Below are 16575 nucleotides of genomic sequence, written 5' to 3'. Positions count from 1 at the left end.
GCAATAGCCATCGCTTCTTGTACACTTTAATCTGTCTGCAAATGGCTGTCAATTGAACTGTCGATCGAGCTGTCGAATGAACTATTATTTAAACTGTCCGTTTGTCCGCGCAACGCTTCCAGCGCTTCCTCCAAATCCTGCTGTTTCACGACCAAGTAAGGACTCTCCCATGTCCCGTCCAGGTGAATGTACTGGACATTAGCCGGCTTATACTCACGGTACGATTTGGTTAATGTGCGAAGTTCGTCCGCCGGGATGTCTGTTTTAATGGAACTTCCCATAATATCAAGCACTTTCCCCCACGCGGTTACTCCATTAATTGAAGTTAATTTATCAAGTAATTCATTAAGCACAAATTGCTCTCTCTGGTTTCGCTCCAAATCCGACGATTCCGCTGTACCCATATTCGATTTGCGGTAGCGAATATAATCAAGCACTTGTTTGCCATTTAAGCGCTGCGTGCCTTTTTTCAAGTTAATATTTGTTCCGTCACTCTCATCTTGGTATTTCATATCCATATCGACATCAACCGTCATACCGCCTAACTGATCGATAAGCTTGCGAAACCCATCAAAATTAATAACAGCCATGTGATCGATCGGAACTTGATAAATCTTGCTGAACAACTGCTTTGTCTCATCAAGAGCTGTTTCTTTGTTTTTATTATAGTTATAAGCATAGAAATAATTAGCTTTATGCGAGGTTTCTAAACCGGACTTTTCTGCTGATACCTCAAGGTCTCTAGGAATCGATACTACTGTACCTTGATGCGTTACCGGATCTATACGAAAAAGCATCATGACATCCGTATTTAACGATCCTTCGCTACCTGACCGCTCGTCAACTGCCGTTAATAGCAGAGTAAGCGATTTCTCTTCCTTCTCTGTCGCACCGGATGTTTGGGACGTCTGCGATGCAGGATAACCGCTTGTGTCGATTTCATTTGAAGCAGGCGCGATAGGAGCGGCTATTTGATCCAAGGCATGGTTCCATTTATTCATCAGAAAAGCGGCGTAGCCGGATGCTGCCCCGACAACGAGTAAAGTAAATAGAAGAAACGATGATAAAACTTTCCGTTTCCGCATGGTTTTCAAGAGCTTTCTCATTTGTATTCTCCTTTTGCGTCGCAATATAGTCTAACTAATCGACGTATGGAGTAACAAAATAGTTCTTTTTTATCACCTTTCCTGCAAAAAAAGACATGTGAAAAGGTTTCACATGTCTTTTGTCCCTATTGTGGCTGGCCACCACGATCATTATCCTGAAGATTGCAGCATTTTAAGCTCAGATGTAAGAGCAAGGAATGTCGGTTGATCCCCTTTTGCTAATGCAAGATCAATCTCTTTGTAGAGATTTTGTTCTTTATATTTGCGAATGGCGTCATCCCAAACCATTTCCGCGAAAAGTGCCAGCAGCGCGTTGTTAGATACATTCATTTTTCCCATGAGACCTACCTCCAAATGTGTACGCGGTTTGTCAGGAGCTTCTTTTTCGCAAAAACATGAAAATCCGTTCCTAGGTGTCTGCCAACCCCTGTGTGCTCCTACTTTTATCATATTCAGTCCATACATTCGCGCTTCGTTCAAAAGCCCGATTGATTAGGAATGTGTCTTTACCTACTACTTAATATCCCCTTTGAACCTTGCGCTCTCTTGGTCCAGAAAAAGGACAACCTTGTCTTCTTCCGCAACAAAAGTACCTTGAATCACTTTCGAGCCCATCTTCGTCGCTTGCACGACTATGCCGTTCTCCAGATCTTCTCCTATACGTATAAGCCCAAGATGCATCATCATTTGTAAAATACGCTGTTCTACGATGGATTCCGAACTGTCATAATAAAAGGGCTTGACCAATTTACATAACACTTCGCTTAAAGAGGCTAAAGTGACCCACTGGCCGCTTAGGCGGTCAACCCATCCCGCGAGACTTTGTACATTGGGAATAGGGTTCTTATAGAGCCTGAGCCAGAACTTATACACATCCGCCAGATTCTCTTTTTTCCCTTCCAGCAAACGTGATTTTCCTTCCTCCGTCAAACTGAGCACTTGGCCTTGCTCATTGATTAGCTGCCGATAATAGCAGTAATCATAGATGAATGAGAATCGGTTCGGATAGTCTTTAAACATGCGTCCGTATCCGAAGCGCCAAGCTCCTTTGGACACCATTTCCTCCTGTACAGACATGCGATCCAATATTTGCTGAAGCTGCCTCTTGTACATGGATCCTTCAACTGTCAAAGGCAATTCCTGCACCTGAGAAAGGAACGTCAAAAAATGAAAGATATCCTCAATAATGAGTAACTGCTCGTCTCGATAAACATTAGGCTCAGGAGTTTGTTTCAAGCTCTGTTTGAACTGTCCCGTAAGCACATCGCTAAATTTCCGTTTCAAATCATTTGGCACATGAAACAAAAATTTGGTTTGTTGGGAATACCCATTAAACAACCAGCCGAGTTTCTTAAATTTAATGACCATGTCGCGGGGATTCCATTCAACGGATTCATCTTTCTGAAACCGTGACTGTTGAACTCTAGCGATCAGTTCTTCAATACTGAATGCGTTGCGAGGATCGAAAAGGAGAGAATTCAAAAATCGGATGTCCTCCAAATTCAAGCTTTGAATATGCTTCTCGAAAATCTCTCTGCGCAGGGCTGTACTCAAAATCGACTGAATCAACTCGTTTTTTGAATGGCCATTGCACTCGCACTCATAGGTGTTAGCGATTCGGCCTAGCTCGTGGATATCGGCGTAGCTGAGCATGTCCGCTAGGTTCATTTCCATCTACATCCCCCATTTGGCGAAGCTTTCAGCTCCGTGGTTTCTAGTAACCATTATGGGGATTTTTCCCGAAAATATTCCAAGCCACACAAAAAAAAGCATGACTCTATAGCAGAGTCATGCTTCTTATCTCCTAATTATTCGTGTACGATTTCGAGATGAGATAAACAATTGTACAGTTGTAACTCCCATCCTTTTTCCTGGCGCAGCAGGATGGTTAGAGACGTATTTTGCAAGAATTGCTCGCTATCCATGCGTAATACTCTGAGCACCTGCACAATGAATCCGCCGTGAGAAACCAATAATATCTTCTGCTTCGGATAGGCTGCAAGCAGTTCGTTTTCGAGTTCGGACCAACGTTTCCAGAGGTCATCATCCGACTCCTGCCCTAAGTCCTGCAGCTTCCATTCTGGCCCCCAACGTTCTTCTCTTTCCGCTGCAGTAGTTCCTTCGACCTGACCATATCTCCGCTCCCGGAGCCGGCTATCCGTTCCGATAATCGGAATTCCCGATAGCTGAGACACGATTTGGGCCGTTTCCTTAGCTCGTTTTAGATCACTGGAGATGATCCCGTCCCAAGATTCGCTGGCTAATCGGATTCCAAGCAGCCTGGCCTGCTCTCTTCCTTCATCGGTTAAATCCGTGTCCAGTTGCCCTTGCAGCTTTCCTAAGCGATTCCATTCTGTACTTCCGTGCCGGATAAATCCAATCGTTGTCATTACCAATTCCTCCATCAGTCAATAAAATGAAAAATGCCCCTTCCGGAGCACTAGGCTTTTGTTCGCGATAACCAGTTCATGATGATGATTGTTGCAATTAGACCCAAAATGGATACAACAAGCAAATAATGCGGATATGAATGAATCGGCCCTACATGGAATCGCAACGGCTCCATAAAGCTAGGGTTAAGGCTTGCTACGGCATCTACCATCTTATGGCCATTCATCGTCTCTGAGCCCGTCGACTTCATAGCTTGCGGCGCTTGCAAATCAAATAGCGTATTGTCGGCCGCAGCTATCGACGACTTGGGCGTACCGTCATAGACAACAGCGAATAAAAAGCTGAAAACGAATAACGCTAAACAAAAAGCAATGACAGCCGTAAGGTTGCGGCGAAGCTTGTAAGAGATCGTATACATGCGCTCGGAAACCGGAATACGCCATGATTCATCCTCATAAATTCGACTCATGACCTTGCCTGAGACCATCGGTTCATAATCAGGAAGCTCGCTCTCGATTGCAGCAGTACGTATGAGGATCGTGCTTTCTTCCCAAATCTGAAATTCTTCCGCACATTCGGCGCATGTTGCAATATGCTCATCCACCGCGGTACGTCGCAGGTCATCATTCGGCAAGTCCCAATAAACCCCAAATAATTCCTGGATCTCACTACACTTCATCGCTGTTTCATCCCTTCGATTCTTCGAATATCGGTTCACTGAAGTAAGGGTCCAACTGTAGCTTGACGGATGCTCTGGCCCTGAATAAAAGAGACTTCACCGAGCTTACGGTTTGACCTAAAATGTTGGCGATCTCCTGATAATCCATCTGATCATACTCTCTTAAGATCAAAGCAGATCGTTGTTTCTCTGGCAAACTGTTAATCGCATCTCGAACCATCGATACTTTCTCGTTTCGCAGCATGGCTTGCTCCGGCATGGCATCAAACGATGCATGGGGCGTCAACCCGCTTTGCTCTAACGAGACTTGCACACTTTTATTTTTGCGCAGCTCACTCAATACTGTATTCCGGGCAATTGTATACAACCAGGTAGAAAAGGAGGCTTCAACTTCTCGAAAAGAGTGCAAACTGCGGTACGCTTTATAAAACGTTTCATTACACAAATCTTCAGCAATAGCTTCCATTTGTGTACTTTTGAGCATATGAAAGATGAATGCAAGGATTTTACGCTCGTAACGACGCATAAGCTCGTTATAAAGCTGAACATTTCCATCCTTGATTTCTCTGATCAACTGGGAATCGGTCATTACGTGGCGACCCTCCTAACGGTTCCCGGGTACCACTCCAACTGCTCATACATGTTGTACTGCAATTAGAGTGAAAAGTTGCGTTCATTTGTAAAATAAATGTGAAAGGATCAATATGTAAATTATGACCTATTAAATTCTTCTCGATGAATTGCGAAATTCCTGCTTCATTCGACAATTTGTTGAAAAAATTTCACATTCTAAGCTTGTCTGTTGAAAGCAACAACCCACCCTATCCATTATATATGAATATCAGAAAAATATGGTATTTATGAACAAAAAAAAACCGCCAAATTGGCGGCTGCACTTATGGTGCGATTATCGGATAGGAGTGGAGAGAAACCATACTGTACTTTTATTATATGTATACGGTTTCATTCTGTCAATACTTTTTTGAAAACGTTTACCTAGCCTTTTTTGCATAAAGAAATGCTCTATTTCAGTTGATGCCTTATGGATTGATTAATTAAATTATTAATGGAATGAGGCCGAATATATGGGCTGCCTGCATTAATTCGCGGGATCTGCATCGGATCCGTTTGTTTGGAAGTTAATCCTGCTTTGGTCGTGAACGCATATTTGACTCCGACTTCGTTCAGATAGGAAATGGTGAAATCATCATAGCTGCCAAATGGGTAAGCATAGGAATCGATAGATTTAGCGGCATCCAACTCCCGAAGCTTTGCCATACATGTTGTCGTATCCGAAATAACCCTTTGTTTAAGATCTTCCTGGGTTTCGGTTATGCCATTCGTTGTCATTCTGTTATTCAGCATCGGCTTGCCATCTTTCATAGCGTGTAATTGATCCGAATGAAGCTGAAAATCAATACTCGAGAATTCCTTTCTCATTTTCCGAATTTGATCCCTGGACAAGGATGGCAGCAACGTCGCTGTCGGGTTATCCAAATCTTTGGTAATCACAAAATTCACGGCTGGTATACGCATTTTTTTGAGAATCGGATACGCATTCGTATAAAAACTTTCATACCCGTCATCAAAAGTGATTAAAACTGCATTATCTGGTATTTTCGCCCCATCTTTCATAAAGCTCTTAAACTGATCCATCGTGATAAAATTGTACCCTTGACGCTGTAATGCACCTAGCTGCCGCTCAAACAATTTGGTTGAAATGGTCACAGAGCCCTCAACCTGATCATCGATGTGATGATACACAAGAACAGCAACTTCCTTCGAGTAGATGACATTGTTCGCACTTACAAATGAGGGGAAAAAATTAACAAAAATAACAATAACAATTAACGTGCTTTTTACCATCATCCACAGCTTCATCTCGTTCGCCCCACACTTAGAAGTTTGTAATATTAATATGAACGATGTCATTATAGCACGAAGTTTTTTATTTGAGAATCGGTTTCAATATAATAAAAAATAAGCTGACTTCTTCTCTTTTGGGACGTTCTTCAAGAGGAGAAATCAGCTTATTTGTGTGTACAATTTCAGTTATACATGAACCGCATATGGCCCGCTCAGCAGCTCTGAGGCGCGATCTGCATCTTCCTGATTGCGGAAGGACAAACGCAAAATACCAGGCACATCTTCGCGACTCTCAATAATTTGGATATTGCTCAAATTGATTCTAGCATTACCTAATAATGTTGTAATTTGACCAATAATGCCGGGGTGATCCGGAATATCGACATAAATATCAAACAATGAAGTGATCATGCCTTTTCTGCGCTCCGGCAGTTGGCTTCTGAATTCACCGGCAATGCGGAATTGTTCAACAATTCCCTCGCCATCACTATTCTCAATGAGCTCAATGAACCGAGAAATCTCAAGATTCCAATCCGCAAGCAGTTTGAGCAGCACCTGCCGATTGTTCACTAAAATATCCCGCCAGATCATCGGCTCGCTTGAGGCAATGCGCGTGATGTCTCTGAAGCCCCCCGCAGCCAGATTCTGATATAACGGATTGGTTTCGTTATATCCTCTGACTTGGTTAACCAGCGCAACCGCAATAATGTGCGGCAGGTGGCTGATCGCACCAACGATATCGTCATGTTCCCGTGCTCCGACCTGCACGATTTGTGCTTTCGTCGTCTTGAGCAGCTCGGTTAAGCGGTCAACCTCTGCCTGCGGTGTCCCCTCTGCCGGGGTCAACACATAAAAGGCATTTTCAAAAAGATGCGAAGACGCTGCCTCAACGCCGTGACGTTCGGAGCCTGCCATCGGATGACCGCCGATAAAGAAAACGCCATCTTTTACCATAGTTTCTGCGCTTTCCGTAATGGTTGCTTTCGTGCTCCCCACATCCGTGATAATACAGCCTTTCTTGAGCGGAAGTTTCATCAACTGCTGAACATACTCTTCTAACATCCCAACCGGCACGCATAGAAAAATGTAGTCAGCCCCGTCTACAGCCTCAGCCATATTCGTTGTTGCAGCATCAACCACGTTTCGTTTGAGCAGTTTCTCAACGGATTTCGGATTCGGAGAATGGCCGACAACGGTAAAACCCAGTTTTCCTTTGTAACATAAGGCCAGTGAACCGCCGATAAGCCCTACACCAAATATCGCAATTTTCGTCATTAGAGATCAACCTTTAATTTGTATTAGGCTTGAACAGCAACCTCAGCCAGCACTTGCTGCAAAGCTGCAATGAATTTCTCATTTTGTTCACGTGAGCCGATGGTAACGCGGATGGATGTCGGGAAGCCAAGCATATGTCCGCCACGGACAATAATGCCTCTACGCAGCAAACCATTAAATACTTCTGCCGCTGGGCGTCCGACATTAACCATAACGAAGTTACCGTGTGCAGGGAAAGCCTTTAACCCCATTTCGTTAAACTGCTCCGTTAAATAATTCAAACCTGCTGTATTCGCTTCGCGGCAGCTTGCGATGAAGTCTTGATCTTTAATCGCAGCTAAAGCAGCAGCTTGGGCAAATCTGGTCGTGTTGAAAGGCTCACGAACTTGATTAATGGATCGGATCACATCGGGGTGCCCAATGCCATAACCGATACGTAAGGAAGCTAAACCGTATATTTTCGAAAAAGTACGCAGTGCGATGACATTGCGGTATTGACCAATCAGCTCAATGCTATCCGGGAATTCTCCCGTCGTATTGTACTCACAGTAAGCTTCATCCAGAACGACCAATACATGCTCAGGAACTTTGGCTAAAAAGGCTTTAATTTCCGCATCGGTATTCATCGTGCCTGTCGGATTGTTCGGATTACAGATCCAGACGATTTTCGTACGTTCTGTAATTGCAGCCATCATGCCGTCCAGGTCATGAGTGCCGTCTTTCAATGGGATCTCGATGGATACAGCTCCCTCAATCTCACAATTGTGCTTATATTGCGGGAAGGTATGAGAAGCCATCACCGTTTCATCGCCTTGTACGAGGAAAGCGCGTGCCAGCATGAGGATAACCTCATCAGAACCTGCACCGAAAATGAGTTGATTCGTCGCAACGCCAAGATACTCAGCCACTGCTTCTGTCAGCTGTACAGCCCCACCGTCAGGGTACAAGCTGATGTTAGCGATTTCCGCTTCAATCGCCACTTTTGCTTTAGGCGACGAGCCAAATGGATTTTCGTTGGATGCGAGTTTAATCACTTCCGTTAATCCCAGCTCTCTTTTTACTTCTTCAATAGGTTTACCCGGTTGATAGACCGGCAAATGTACAATCGTTTGTTTCGGTTTCATTGGTAGCCACCTCATCAATTAGTTGTCCGAATTTTGTAATTGTCCCACAAAACTAGTACTGTTGTAAAATGTGGTTCCTTTTTATGTAGAAGGAATATTGCTTTAGCCACTCATTGCAGACAAAAGTCTCAATGATCAACACATAATAGTGTACTGCTTTAACGCTTAACAGTAAATAGGTAATTTTAGAAAATCCCTCTAGACCAGTGTCTAGAGGGATTTTATTATCTGCCTTTTAGCTGGCCTACAAAGCCGCCAATTTGCTGCAACCCTTCAGGATGAGCAGCATCTTGTTGGAAATGGTGCAGCGCGCTTTCAATCGTGCGTACAATCGCACTCCCCACCACAACACCGTCGCAAAGCTTCTCGAACCGCTCAACCTGCTCGCGGTTGGAAATACCGAATCCGACAACAATCGGCACGTTCGCCGCTTCTCGCACCGTAGATAGGAAATCTTCAATCCCGCCGAAAAATTCAGCCCGTTCACCGGTTACACCAAGGGAAGAAACACAATAAACGAATCCACGTGCTCCAGCTGCAATACGTTTCACACGTTCATTCGAAGTCGGCGCAACCAATGGAATCAAATGGACACCATAAGATTCTGCAATCGCTCTTGTCTCGCTATCTTCTTCCAACGGTAGATCTGGAATAATAATGCCACTGATTTCATTTTCCTGCATCGTTTTGAAAATGCGTTCCAGCCCGATTTGCAGAACAGGGTTGTAATAAGTGAATAAAATGAATGGCAGCTTGGAACCTCTGCTCCGCGCCTGGCGAGCAACATCTATAACGTCAAATATCGTGATCTTACGAAGCAGCGCACGTTCAGAGGAACGTTGGATGACAGGGCCATCGGCTAATGGATCCGAATATGGAACACCCAGCTCAATTAAATCAGCACCAGCCCGCTCCATTTCTAGAATAAGCTCTAATGAAGCTTCAATCGTGGGATCACCAATGGTCAGGAAAGGGATCATAGCGGTTTCCCCACGCTCTTTAAGCTCAGCAAAACGCTTATCAATTAGGTTCATGGCTTATTCCTCCCCTGTGCCAAGATAGCTCATAATGGATTCCACATCTTTATCGCCACGGCCAGACAGGCTTACGACAATAATTTGATCCTTGGACATTGTTGGAGCTAGTTTTACCGTATGTGCAATCGCATGAGCGCTCTCTAAAGCTGGGATAATACCTTCCGTACGGCTTAGCAATTGAAGAGCATCGAGCGCTTCCTGGTCAGTAATTGGATAGTATGTGGCGCGCTCAATATCTTTCAGGTAAGAATGCTCCGGTCCAATACCAGGGTAGTCCAACCCCGCCGAGATGGAATGAGCCGGCAGCACTTGCCCGTATTCATCCTGCAGCAGGTAGCTCAACGAGCCCTGAAATACGCCAGGTGAGCCTTTGGTCATCGTCGCGGCGTGCTCTTCCGTATGGATACCGCGTCCAGCAGCTTCAACGCCGATTAGTTTAACCGTTTCATCCTGAACGAACGGATAAAAAATCCCCATGGCGTTACTGCCGCCGCCTACGCAAGCAACAACGGCATCCGGTAACCTGCCTTCGGTTTCCAGAATTTGTTCACGCGATTCGTCACCGATAATGCGCTGAAAATCACGGACCATCATCGGGTAAGGATGAGGACCTGTAACGGAACCCAGGATATAGTAAGTATCCTGTACATTGCTGACCCAATAACGCAGCGTTTCGTTGCACGCATCTTTCAGTGTACGAGTGCCTGAAGTAACGGGAATGACTTCAGAGCCGAGCAATTTCATCCGAAAAACGTTCAATTGCTGTCTTTTCGTATCTTCTTCGCCCATGAAGACTTTGCATTCAAAGCCCATCAATGCGGCGACCGTTGCCGATGCAACACCGTGCTGACCTGCACCCGTTTCAGCGATGATTTTCTTTTTCCCCATCTTTTTCGCGAGTACAGCTTGTCCGATGGTGTTATTAATTTTATGAGCGCCCGTATGATTCAGGTCTTCTCGTTTTAAGTAAATTTTGGCTCCGCCCAGCTGCTCAGAGAGTCTCTCTGCGTAATAAAGGGGAGTTGGTCTGCCGGAATATTGCTTTTGCAAATAGCGAACTTCTGCAATAAATTCAGGGTCGTCTTTATATTGGTTATATGCCTCTTCCAGCTCCGTCAATGCATTCATCAATGTTTCTGGTACGTAACGGCCGCCGAATTTGCCGAATCTGCCGTGTTTATCAGGTACTTGCGTCACTTTCCGGTCACCCTTTCCACAAATGCGGTAATTTTCGCAATATCTTTCACACCATCTGTCTCTACACCGCTGGACACGTCCACACCGTCAGGACGATAGGCTTCCACTAGTTGATCCACATTGTCAGGCTGCAATCCGCCTGCTACTAGCAATTTGACACCAGCTGTACGAGCCCACTCCTGATAAACAGGAATACAGTCCCAGGCAAAAGTTTTCCCGGATCCTCCGCCATATACGGGGTCAAAAGTATCAAGCAACACGGCATCAACCGATCCGATGTACGGATTCAACTGAGCAGCTACCTCTGCGCTGGATGGAATTTTATTCTCTGATTTGGAAATGGACACGGACTTGAACACCTGGACATCGAACTGTTCACGTACCCATTTACAGAACTCAGGAGTTTCCTGACTATGCAATTGAACGACATCAAGCGGAGCAACCGCCATGATTTCCGTAAGCTGCTCTTGACTCGGATTCACGAATACACCTACGGTTAGCGGAACGGAAACACCTTGATCCGCTTCACTTCTCAAGTAGGAAATAAGCTCTGCAGCCTTGTCTGGCTTGACTTGACGTTTGCTTGGAGCAAAAACCAATCCGATATGATCAATTGGCAAATGTATGACTGATTTTAACACTTCAACGCTTTGAAGTCCACAGATTTTAACCGTTGGCATCGTGTCTGTTGGCATCCTATTCGCCTCTTTCTAAACCGTCTGATTCGTTGTTCTGACAATTGGCCCCATCAGATCGTGAACCGCTTGCTCAACAACAGGCTGGCGCATGAAATGTTCGCCGATCAACACGGCTTGCGAGCCGACTTGCTGCAGATAAGCCATGTCTTGGACGGACGAGATTCCACTCTCACTGACGATGGTTTTGCCGGCCGGAATGTATTGAATCAATTCTTCCGTTGTTTTCAAATCGGTAACGAACGTCTTCAAATTCCGGTTATTGATCCCAATTAATTGGGTATCCAGTTCGAGCGCGCGCTCCAATTCTTCACGGTCATGCACTTCAACCAAGGCATCCAAACCAAGATCGCTTGCGAGCTTCAAATATTGCTTCATCTGGTCAGTCGTCAAGATGGCCGCAATCAGCAAGATTGCATCTGCCCCAATCAGGCGCGCTTCATAGATTTGTTTCGGATCGATCGTGAAATCTTTCCGCAGCAAAGGCACATTCACCGCTTGGCGTACAGCCTTCAAGTAGGCATTGCTTCCTTGGAAGTAATCCACATCCGTAAGCACTGAGATGCAGTCAGCGCCCGCACGTTGATAGGAGCTGGCCAGCAATACCGGATCAAAATCCTCACGGATCAAACCCTTGGACGGAGACGCCTTTTTAACTTCGGCGATCAAACCCATCGCCCGATTTTTACGTGTCGTCAAAGCTTTTTCAAAACCTAAGCAAGACGGCATATCCGAAATGGTTTTCTCCGCTTGCGTAATGGAAAAGCTGCTCATGGCTTCAACTTCAGCTCGTTTGGTGGCAACAATTTTATCAAGAAACATGGCATAGTTCTCCTGTGAAATGGATTAAGTCGTTCAACTTTTGTTCCGCACGGCCCGAATCGATGACATCAGCTGCAAATTTAACACCTTGCTGAAGGCTGCCAACATGACCTGTCACGTAGAAGCATGCGGCTGCATTCGCAAGCACGATATCGCGGTGAGGACCGCGCTCGCCGGCAAAAATATGACGGATGATCTCCGCATTCAGAATCGCATCTCCACCGCCTACATCTTTAATACTGTGAGCTCGTAAGCCAAGATCATCCGGGGTAATAGTGTATGTGCTAATCCGATCTGCTTTCAGCTCCGTAACTTTAGTCGGCGCCGAAATGCTGAATTCATCCAAACCGTCTTCGCTCGCTACAACCAAAGCCCGTTTCAGCCCTAAAGCTTGCAGCGCTTGTGCGACTAATTCCGTTTTCGTACGATCGAACACGCCTAGCACTTGACGATCCGCTCCCGCAGGATTCGTAAGCGGGCCCAGCAAGTTGAATACTGTACGGAAACCCAGCTCACGGCGCGGTGCCGCGACATGCTTCATGGATTGATGATACGCTTGCGCGAACATGAAACAAATGCCCGTTTTATCCAAGCATTTCGCCGCCTGCTCGCTGCTTAGCGTAATCTTCACGCCAAGAGCTTCCAGCACATCCGCGCTGCCGCTTTTGGACGACATCGCTCGATTGCCATGTTTGGCTACACGAATGCCCCCCGCTGCAGCAACAATCGCCGCTGTCGTTGAAATGTTGAACGTCTCTGCTCCGTCGCCGCCTGTGCCGCATGTATCCAACAGATCATGCTGCCGCACATTCACCTGGATCGCTTTGTTCCGCATTGTTTCAGCAAAACCTGTAATCTCTTCCAGCGTTTCGCCTTTAATGCGAAGAGCAGTCAGCAGACTGCCGATTTGAGCCGGTGACGCCGCGCCTTCCATAATTTCCGACATGACGCCGCGCGCTTCCTCCCTGGAAAGATGGCTGCCGCTAATTACTTTACCAAGCGCTTGCTGTATCTGAATAAGTTCACTCATGACGTTATTCCTCCTCTACTTCTTCCCTTAAGAGTTAACAAAGTAATCTTTGTTAATATCGCTTACAGGCCTAGGCTCTGGACTAAACATGGCTTCTGCCATTCGAATCGATTTGAGCAAAGCTGTTGCTTTATTCACCGTTTCCTGGTATTCGCTTTCCGGTACGGAGTCCCAAACGATCCCTGCGCCTGCTTGCACATACGCTTTGCCGTGTTTGAAAACAATCGTACGAATCGTGATGCATGTGTCCAGGTTTCCTGAGAATCCTAGATAGCCAATAGCCCCAGCATAAGTGCCTCGTGCCTCTGGCTCCAGCTCAGCAATAATCTCCATAGCTCGCAGTTTCGGCGCTCCAGACACCGTCCCTGCTGGCATGCAGGAAAGAAAAGCATCGAAGAAATCTTTATCTTTCGCAATTTTTCCAGATACGTTGGAAACGATATGCATGACATGTGAGTAGCGCTCGATATCCATGAACGTATCGCACTTTACCGTGCCAAATTCCGAAACACGGCCAATGTCATTGCGGCCCAAGTCCACTAACATCAAATGCTCGGCACGTTCTTTCTCATCCGCTAACAGCTCTTTTTCCAGAGCTAAATCTTGTTCCGGCGTCTTACCACGCGGCCTTGTTCCGGCAATCGGGCGTGTTTCCACTTTTTCCTCTTCAACCCTTACAAGCAGCTCCGGTGATGTGCCAACGACGACTTCATCATCCATTTTGAGCACATACATATAGGGGGATGGATTCATCGTACGCAGGACGCGGTACACCTGCAGCGGTGAGACCGTAGTTTCCATCTCAAAACGCTGTGACAGCACAACCTGAAAAATATCACCGGCACGAATATATTCCTTCGCTTTATTCACGTTGGCAATGTACTTTTCCTTCGTGATATTCGAACGAATGTCGCCAAGATCCGGCTCTGATACAATCGGATTGTGCGTCATCGTTTCCGTGCCAAGCGGCCTTTTAATCTTCTCGATCGTCGCATCGATTTTCTCACAAGTCGCATGATAAGCTTGAGCGATCTCTGCATCCGTTGCAAAAGGCTTCACGTGCACGTTAGCAATCACTTTGATTTGCTGTTTAAAATGATCGAAAACGATAACTTGATCACAGAACATGAATTGAATGTCGTTCATTTGCAAATCATCAATTTGATGAGCCGGCAGCTTCTCATAGTATTGCAGAAGATCGTATCCAAAGAATCCGACAGCGCCGCCCGTGAACCTCGGCAGATCCGCAAGCTGAGGACTGGAGTAGGATCTTAGGTACGCCTTCAACACATCGATGGGTTTCTCATCCATCACCTTGTTCTCGGTTTGTGTCTCAACGACCGTTTTCCCATGTTTCGCCTTAATCATCAGGAAAGGATCGCTTCCAATGAAGGAATATCGAGCCCATTTCACGCCGCCCTCTACGCTTTCTAACAGGAACGCACGCTTCTCTTGATATAAGTGTTGAAAAACACGAATCGGGGTTTCTGTATCGGCTAATAGATGGCGTACCACAGGAATGAGGTTATAGTCTTTGGATAATCGAATCACTTCTTGAATTTCAGGTGTATACATGGTTACATCCCCTCTCAGCTTGTGAGCCTTCCGTCGTTCTCCGAGGTGCTCCAAACTCTAATTGAATAACAAAAAAGCCTCTACCGAAGTAGAGGCTGGCTTTTAGTTTTATGTAGAAGATTAAGAAGAATATGAAAATAAACGTTAAATGTATGACGAAACAAACGTCTCCGAATGAGTCGTGTTCATCTTCATACAGTTCTCTGCTATCATTCTCATCTCAACTGGGCTCTGCTCTACTCAACTAAACTTGCTCTGCTCTACTTACCTAATCTCATCTAACTACACTATACTACCGTGCAGCTTCATTTGTCAATTTAACAATATCAGGGCGAAGTGCTTTGGCTTCTTTTAAATAAATATGGTTGATTTCCGATTGGCTCTTCGTTGTGTTCACTTGAACCATGAGACGAATACATTTTGGCAATGAATTTTCAACCGGAACTTCCAATGAACACATTAACGGCACGAGTTCCCAGCCAACCATCGTACGAATGGCCCGCGCAGGGAATGTTGCTGTAATGTCTTCCGTCACTGTAATAAAAACCGAACAAATATCCTCTGGGCGAAAATCATTCGCCTCTACAATGGCATGAAGCAGCTCTCCAGTAGCGGTCAAAATTTCTTCCGCTTCATTGTGTTCAACTGTCGTTGCGCCACGAATTCCCCTACAAAACATCGGCTACACTCTCCCCTTTCAGAAGCTCGACAATTTGTCTGACTTGCTCTACTGTAACATCCTTACGGATTTCAACTTTACCAATTTCCATAGGAATAATGTAGACCATTGTGCCTTCTTTGAATTTCTTATCGTGCATCATCGCGCTCATAATGCTATCCGTGTCCAAATGCGGCGGAATGCTGACAGGCAGTCCGTATTTCAGGAACAAGCCTTTGGTTACTTCATGGATTTCTTCTGAGTACCCAAATTCCTGGGCCAGCTTGGCAGCCCCAACCATACCGATTGAGATCGCTTCCCCATGCAGCAGCTCGCCATAACCAGCCACTGCTTCCAAAGCATGGCCAATCGTATGTCCTAAATTTAAGATGGCGCGCAAATCGTTCTCCCGTTCATCTTGCGAGACGACGATCGCCTTCACTTTGCAGCCTATATACAGCGCATAACTAAGCGCTTCTGGATCAAGTGATAACAACCGCTCTGCATTGTCGTCACACCACTGCGTGAACGCAGCATCCCAGATCAAGCCATGCTTGATCACCTCGGAGAGGCCCGCCTTCACTTGGCGCGGCGGCAAAGTCAGAAGCAAGTCGATGTCGAAAAGAACGAGCTCGGGCTGGTGGAACGCCCCGATGATGTTCTTCGCCATCGGATGGTTTACGGCTACCTTGCCGCCGACAGAGCTGTCGTGGGCAAGGATCGTCGTCGGGATCTGCACGAAGCGGATCCCGCGCATGAAACTCGCCGCCGCGAAGCCGGCGAGATCGCCGACCACGCCTCCTCCAAGGGCGACGATCGCAGAACTGCGATCAAGGCCCGCCTGGAGGGCGGTGGTGACAATTCCCTCGAGCTGCGCGAGGGATTTGGATGTTTCGCCTGCGGGAACGACGCAGAACGTTGCGGCGAAGCCGCCTTCGCGGAGCAGCGCCATGACGCGCTCCAGGTGCAGCGGAGCCACCTCGCTGTCGGTGACGACGAGCAGCGGTGACTTGCGGCTGAGCTTCGCGCGGTCGAACAAAGCCGTGATATCGTTCAGGACGCCTTGACCAATGTAGATCGGATAAGAACGTTCGCCAAGCTCTACCGTAAGCTCTCTCAT

General features: G+C 46.3%; 17 protein-coding genes. All 17 read right to left on the bottom strand.

Annotated elements, in window-relative coordinates; translation table 11 throughout:
- Positions 1 to 26: 26 nt before the first annotated feature.
- The 17 genes from PCH02S_RS07020 to aroB all read right to left on the bottom strand — a co-directional run bounded on the left by PCH02S_RS07020 (position 27) and on the right by aroB (position 16575).
- Positions 27 to 1106, bottom strand: a complete 1080-nt coding sequence (locus PCH02S_RS07020) for an LCP family protein (protein ID WP_127451413.1) — start codon at positions 1104 to 1106, stop codon at positions 27 to 29.
- Between the two features lie 150 nt (positions 1107 to 1256).
- Entirely contained in the window at positions 1257 to 1445 is a 189-nt protein-coding gene (locus PCH02S_RS07015; RefSeq protein WP_127451411.1) for an IDEAL domain-containing protein, read from the bottom strand.
- Positions 1446 to 1619: 174 nt separating this feature from the next.
- Positions 1620 to 2774, bottom strand: a complete 1155-nt coding sequence (locus tag PCH02S_RS07010; protein WP_127451810.1) for a hypothetical protein — start codon at positions 2772 to 2774, stop codon at positions 1620 to 1622.
- Positions 2775 to 2914: 140 nt separating this feature from the next.
- Complete coding sequence (locus PCH02S_RS07005) at positions 2915 to 3496, bottom strand: histidine phosphatase family protein (RefSeq protein WP_127451409.1); 582 nt, start codon at positions 3494 to 3496, stop codon at positions 2915 to 2917.
- A 50-nt stretch (positions 3497 to 3546) separates the two neighbouring features.
- Positions 3547 to 4176, bottom strand: a complete 630-nt coding sequence (locus PCH02S_RS07000) for an anti-sigma factor family protein (protein WP_127451407.1) — start codon at positions 4174 to 4176, stop codon at positions 3547 to 3549.
- Positions 4177 to 4183: 7 nt separating this feature from the next.
- Positions 4184 to 4765: an RNA polymerase sigma factor gene (locus PCH02S_RS06995; RefSeq protein ID WP_127451405.1), complete on the bottom strand. Its 582-nt coding sequence runs from the start codon at positions 4763 to 4765 to the stop codon at positions 4184 to 4186.
- Between the two features lie 434 nt (positions 4766 to 5199).
- A complete protein-coding gene (locus PCH02S_RS06990; protein WP_164819465.1) occupies positions 5200 to 6057 on the bottom strand; it encodes a polysaccharide deacetylase family protein in 858 nt (285 codons plus the stop codon).
- Between the two features lie 171 nt (positions 6058 to 6228).
- A complete protein-coding gene (locus PCH02S_RS06985) occupies positions 6229 to 7317 on the bottom strand; it encodes a prephenate dehydrogenase (RefSeq protein WP_127451401.1) in 1089 nt (362 codons plus the stop codon).
- A gap of 23 nt (positions 7318 to 7340) precedes the next feature.
- On the bottom strand, positions 7341 to 8441 hold the full coding sequence (gene hisC / locus PCH02S_RS06980) for a histidinol-phosphate transaminase (protein WP_127451399.1): 1101 nt from the start codon (positions 8439 to 8441) through the stop codon (positions 7341 to 7343).
- A gap of 224 nt (positions 8442 to 8665) precedes the next feature.
- Entirely contained in the window at positions 8666 to 9475 is an 810-nt protein-coding gene (gene trpA / locus PCH02S_RS06975; RefSeq protein ID WP_127451397.1) for a tryptophan synthase subunit alpha, read from the bottom strand.
- Positions 9476 to 9478: 3 nt separating this feature from the next.
- Positions 9479 to 10675 carry a tryptophan synthase subunit beta gene (trpB, locus tag PCH02S_RS06970; protein ID WP_127451395.1) on the bottom strand — a complete coding sequence of 399 codons (1197 nt, stop codon included), beginning with the start codon at positions 10673 to 10675 and terminating at the stop codon, positions 9479 to 9481.
- The gene (locus PCH02S_RS06965) at positions 10672 to 11370 is read right to left on the bottom strand and encodes a phosphoribosylanthranilate isomerase (protein ID WP_246068977.1); all 699 of its coding nucleotides are present in this window, start codon (positions 11368 to 11370) and stop codon (positions 10672 to 10674) included. Before PCH02S_RS06965 ends, trpB begins: the two co-directional genes overlap by 4 nt.
- Before the next feature lie 15 nt (positions 11371 to 11385).
- Positions 11386 to 12192 carry an indole-3-glycerol phosphate synthase TrpC gene (gene trpC / locus PCH02S_RS06960; RefSeq protein ID WP_127451393.1) on the bottom strand — a complete coding sequence of 269 codons (807 nt, stop codon included), beginning with the start codon at positions 12190 to 12192 and terminating at the stop codon, positions 11386 to 11388.
- Positions 12182 to 13222: an anthranilate phosphoribosyltransferase gene (trpD, locus tag PCH02S_RS06955; RefSeq protein ID WP_127451392.1), complete on the bottom strand. Its 1041-nt coding sequence runs from the start codon at positions 13220 to 13222 to the stop codon at positions 12182 to 12184. Before trpD ends, trpC begins: the two co-directional genes overlap by 11 nt.
- Positions 13223 to 13249: 27 nt before the next feature.
- Positions 13250 to 14797, bottom strand: a complete 1548-nt coding sequence (gene trpE, locus PCH02S_RS06950) for an anthranilate synthase component I (protein WP_127451390.1) — start codon at positions 14795 to 14797, stop codon at positions 13250 to 13252.
- Between the two features lie 292 nt (positions 14798 to 15089).
- Positions 15090 to 15476 carry a chorismate mutase gene (gene aroH / locus PCH02S_RS06945; protein ID WP_127451388.1) on the bottom strand — a complete coding sequence of 129 codons (387 nt, stop codon included), beginning with the start codon at positions 15474 to 15476 and terminating at the stop codon, positions 15090 to 15092.
- Positions 15466 to 16575 carry a 3-dehydroquinate synthase gene (gene aroB, locus PCH02S_RS06940; protein WP_127451386.1) on the bottom strand — a complete coding sequence of 370 codons (1110 nt, stop codon included), beginning with the start codon at positions 16573 to 16575 and terminating at the stop codon, positions 15466 to 15468. The genes aroH and aroB overlap by 11 nt, the downstream gene beginning before the upstream one ends.

Origin of the sequence: Paenibacillus chondroitinus NBRC 15376 (assembly GCF_004000765.1) — a bacterium.
GTDB lineage: Bacteria > Bacillota > Bacilli > Paenibacillales > NBRC-103111 > Paenibacillus_E > Paenibacillus_E chondroitinus.
The sequence above is the reverse complement of the archived record's forward strand: the minus strand, read 5'-3'. Positions and strand labels throughout refer to the sequence as shown.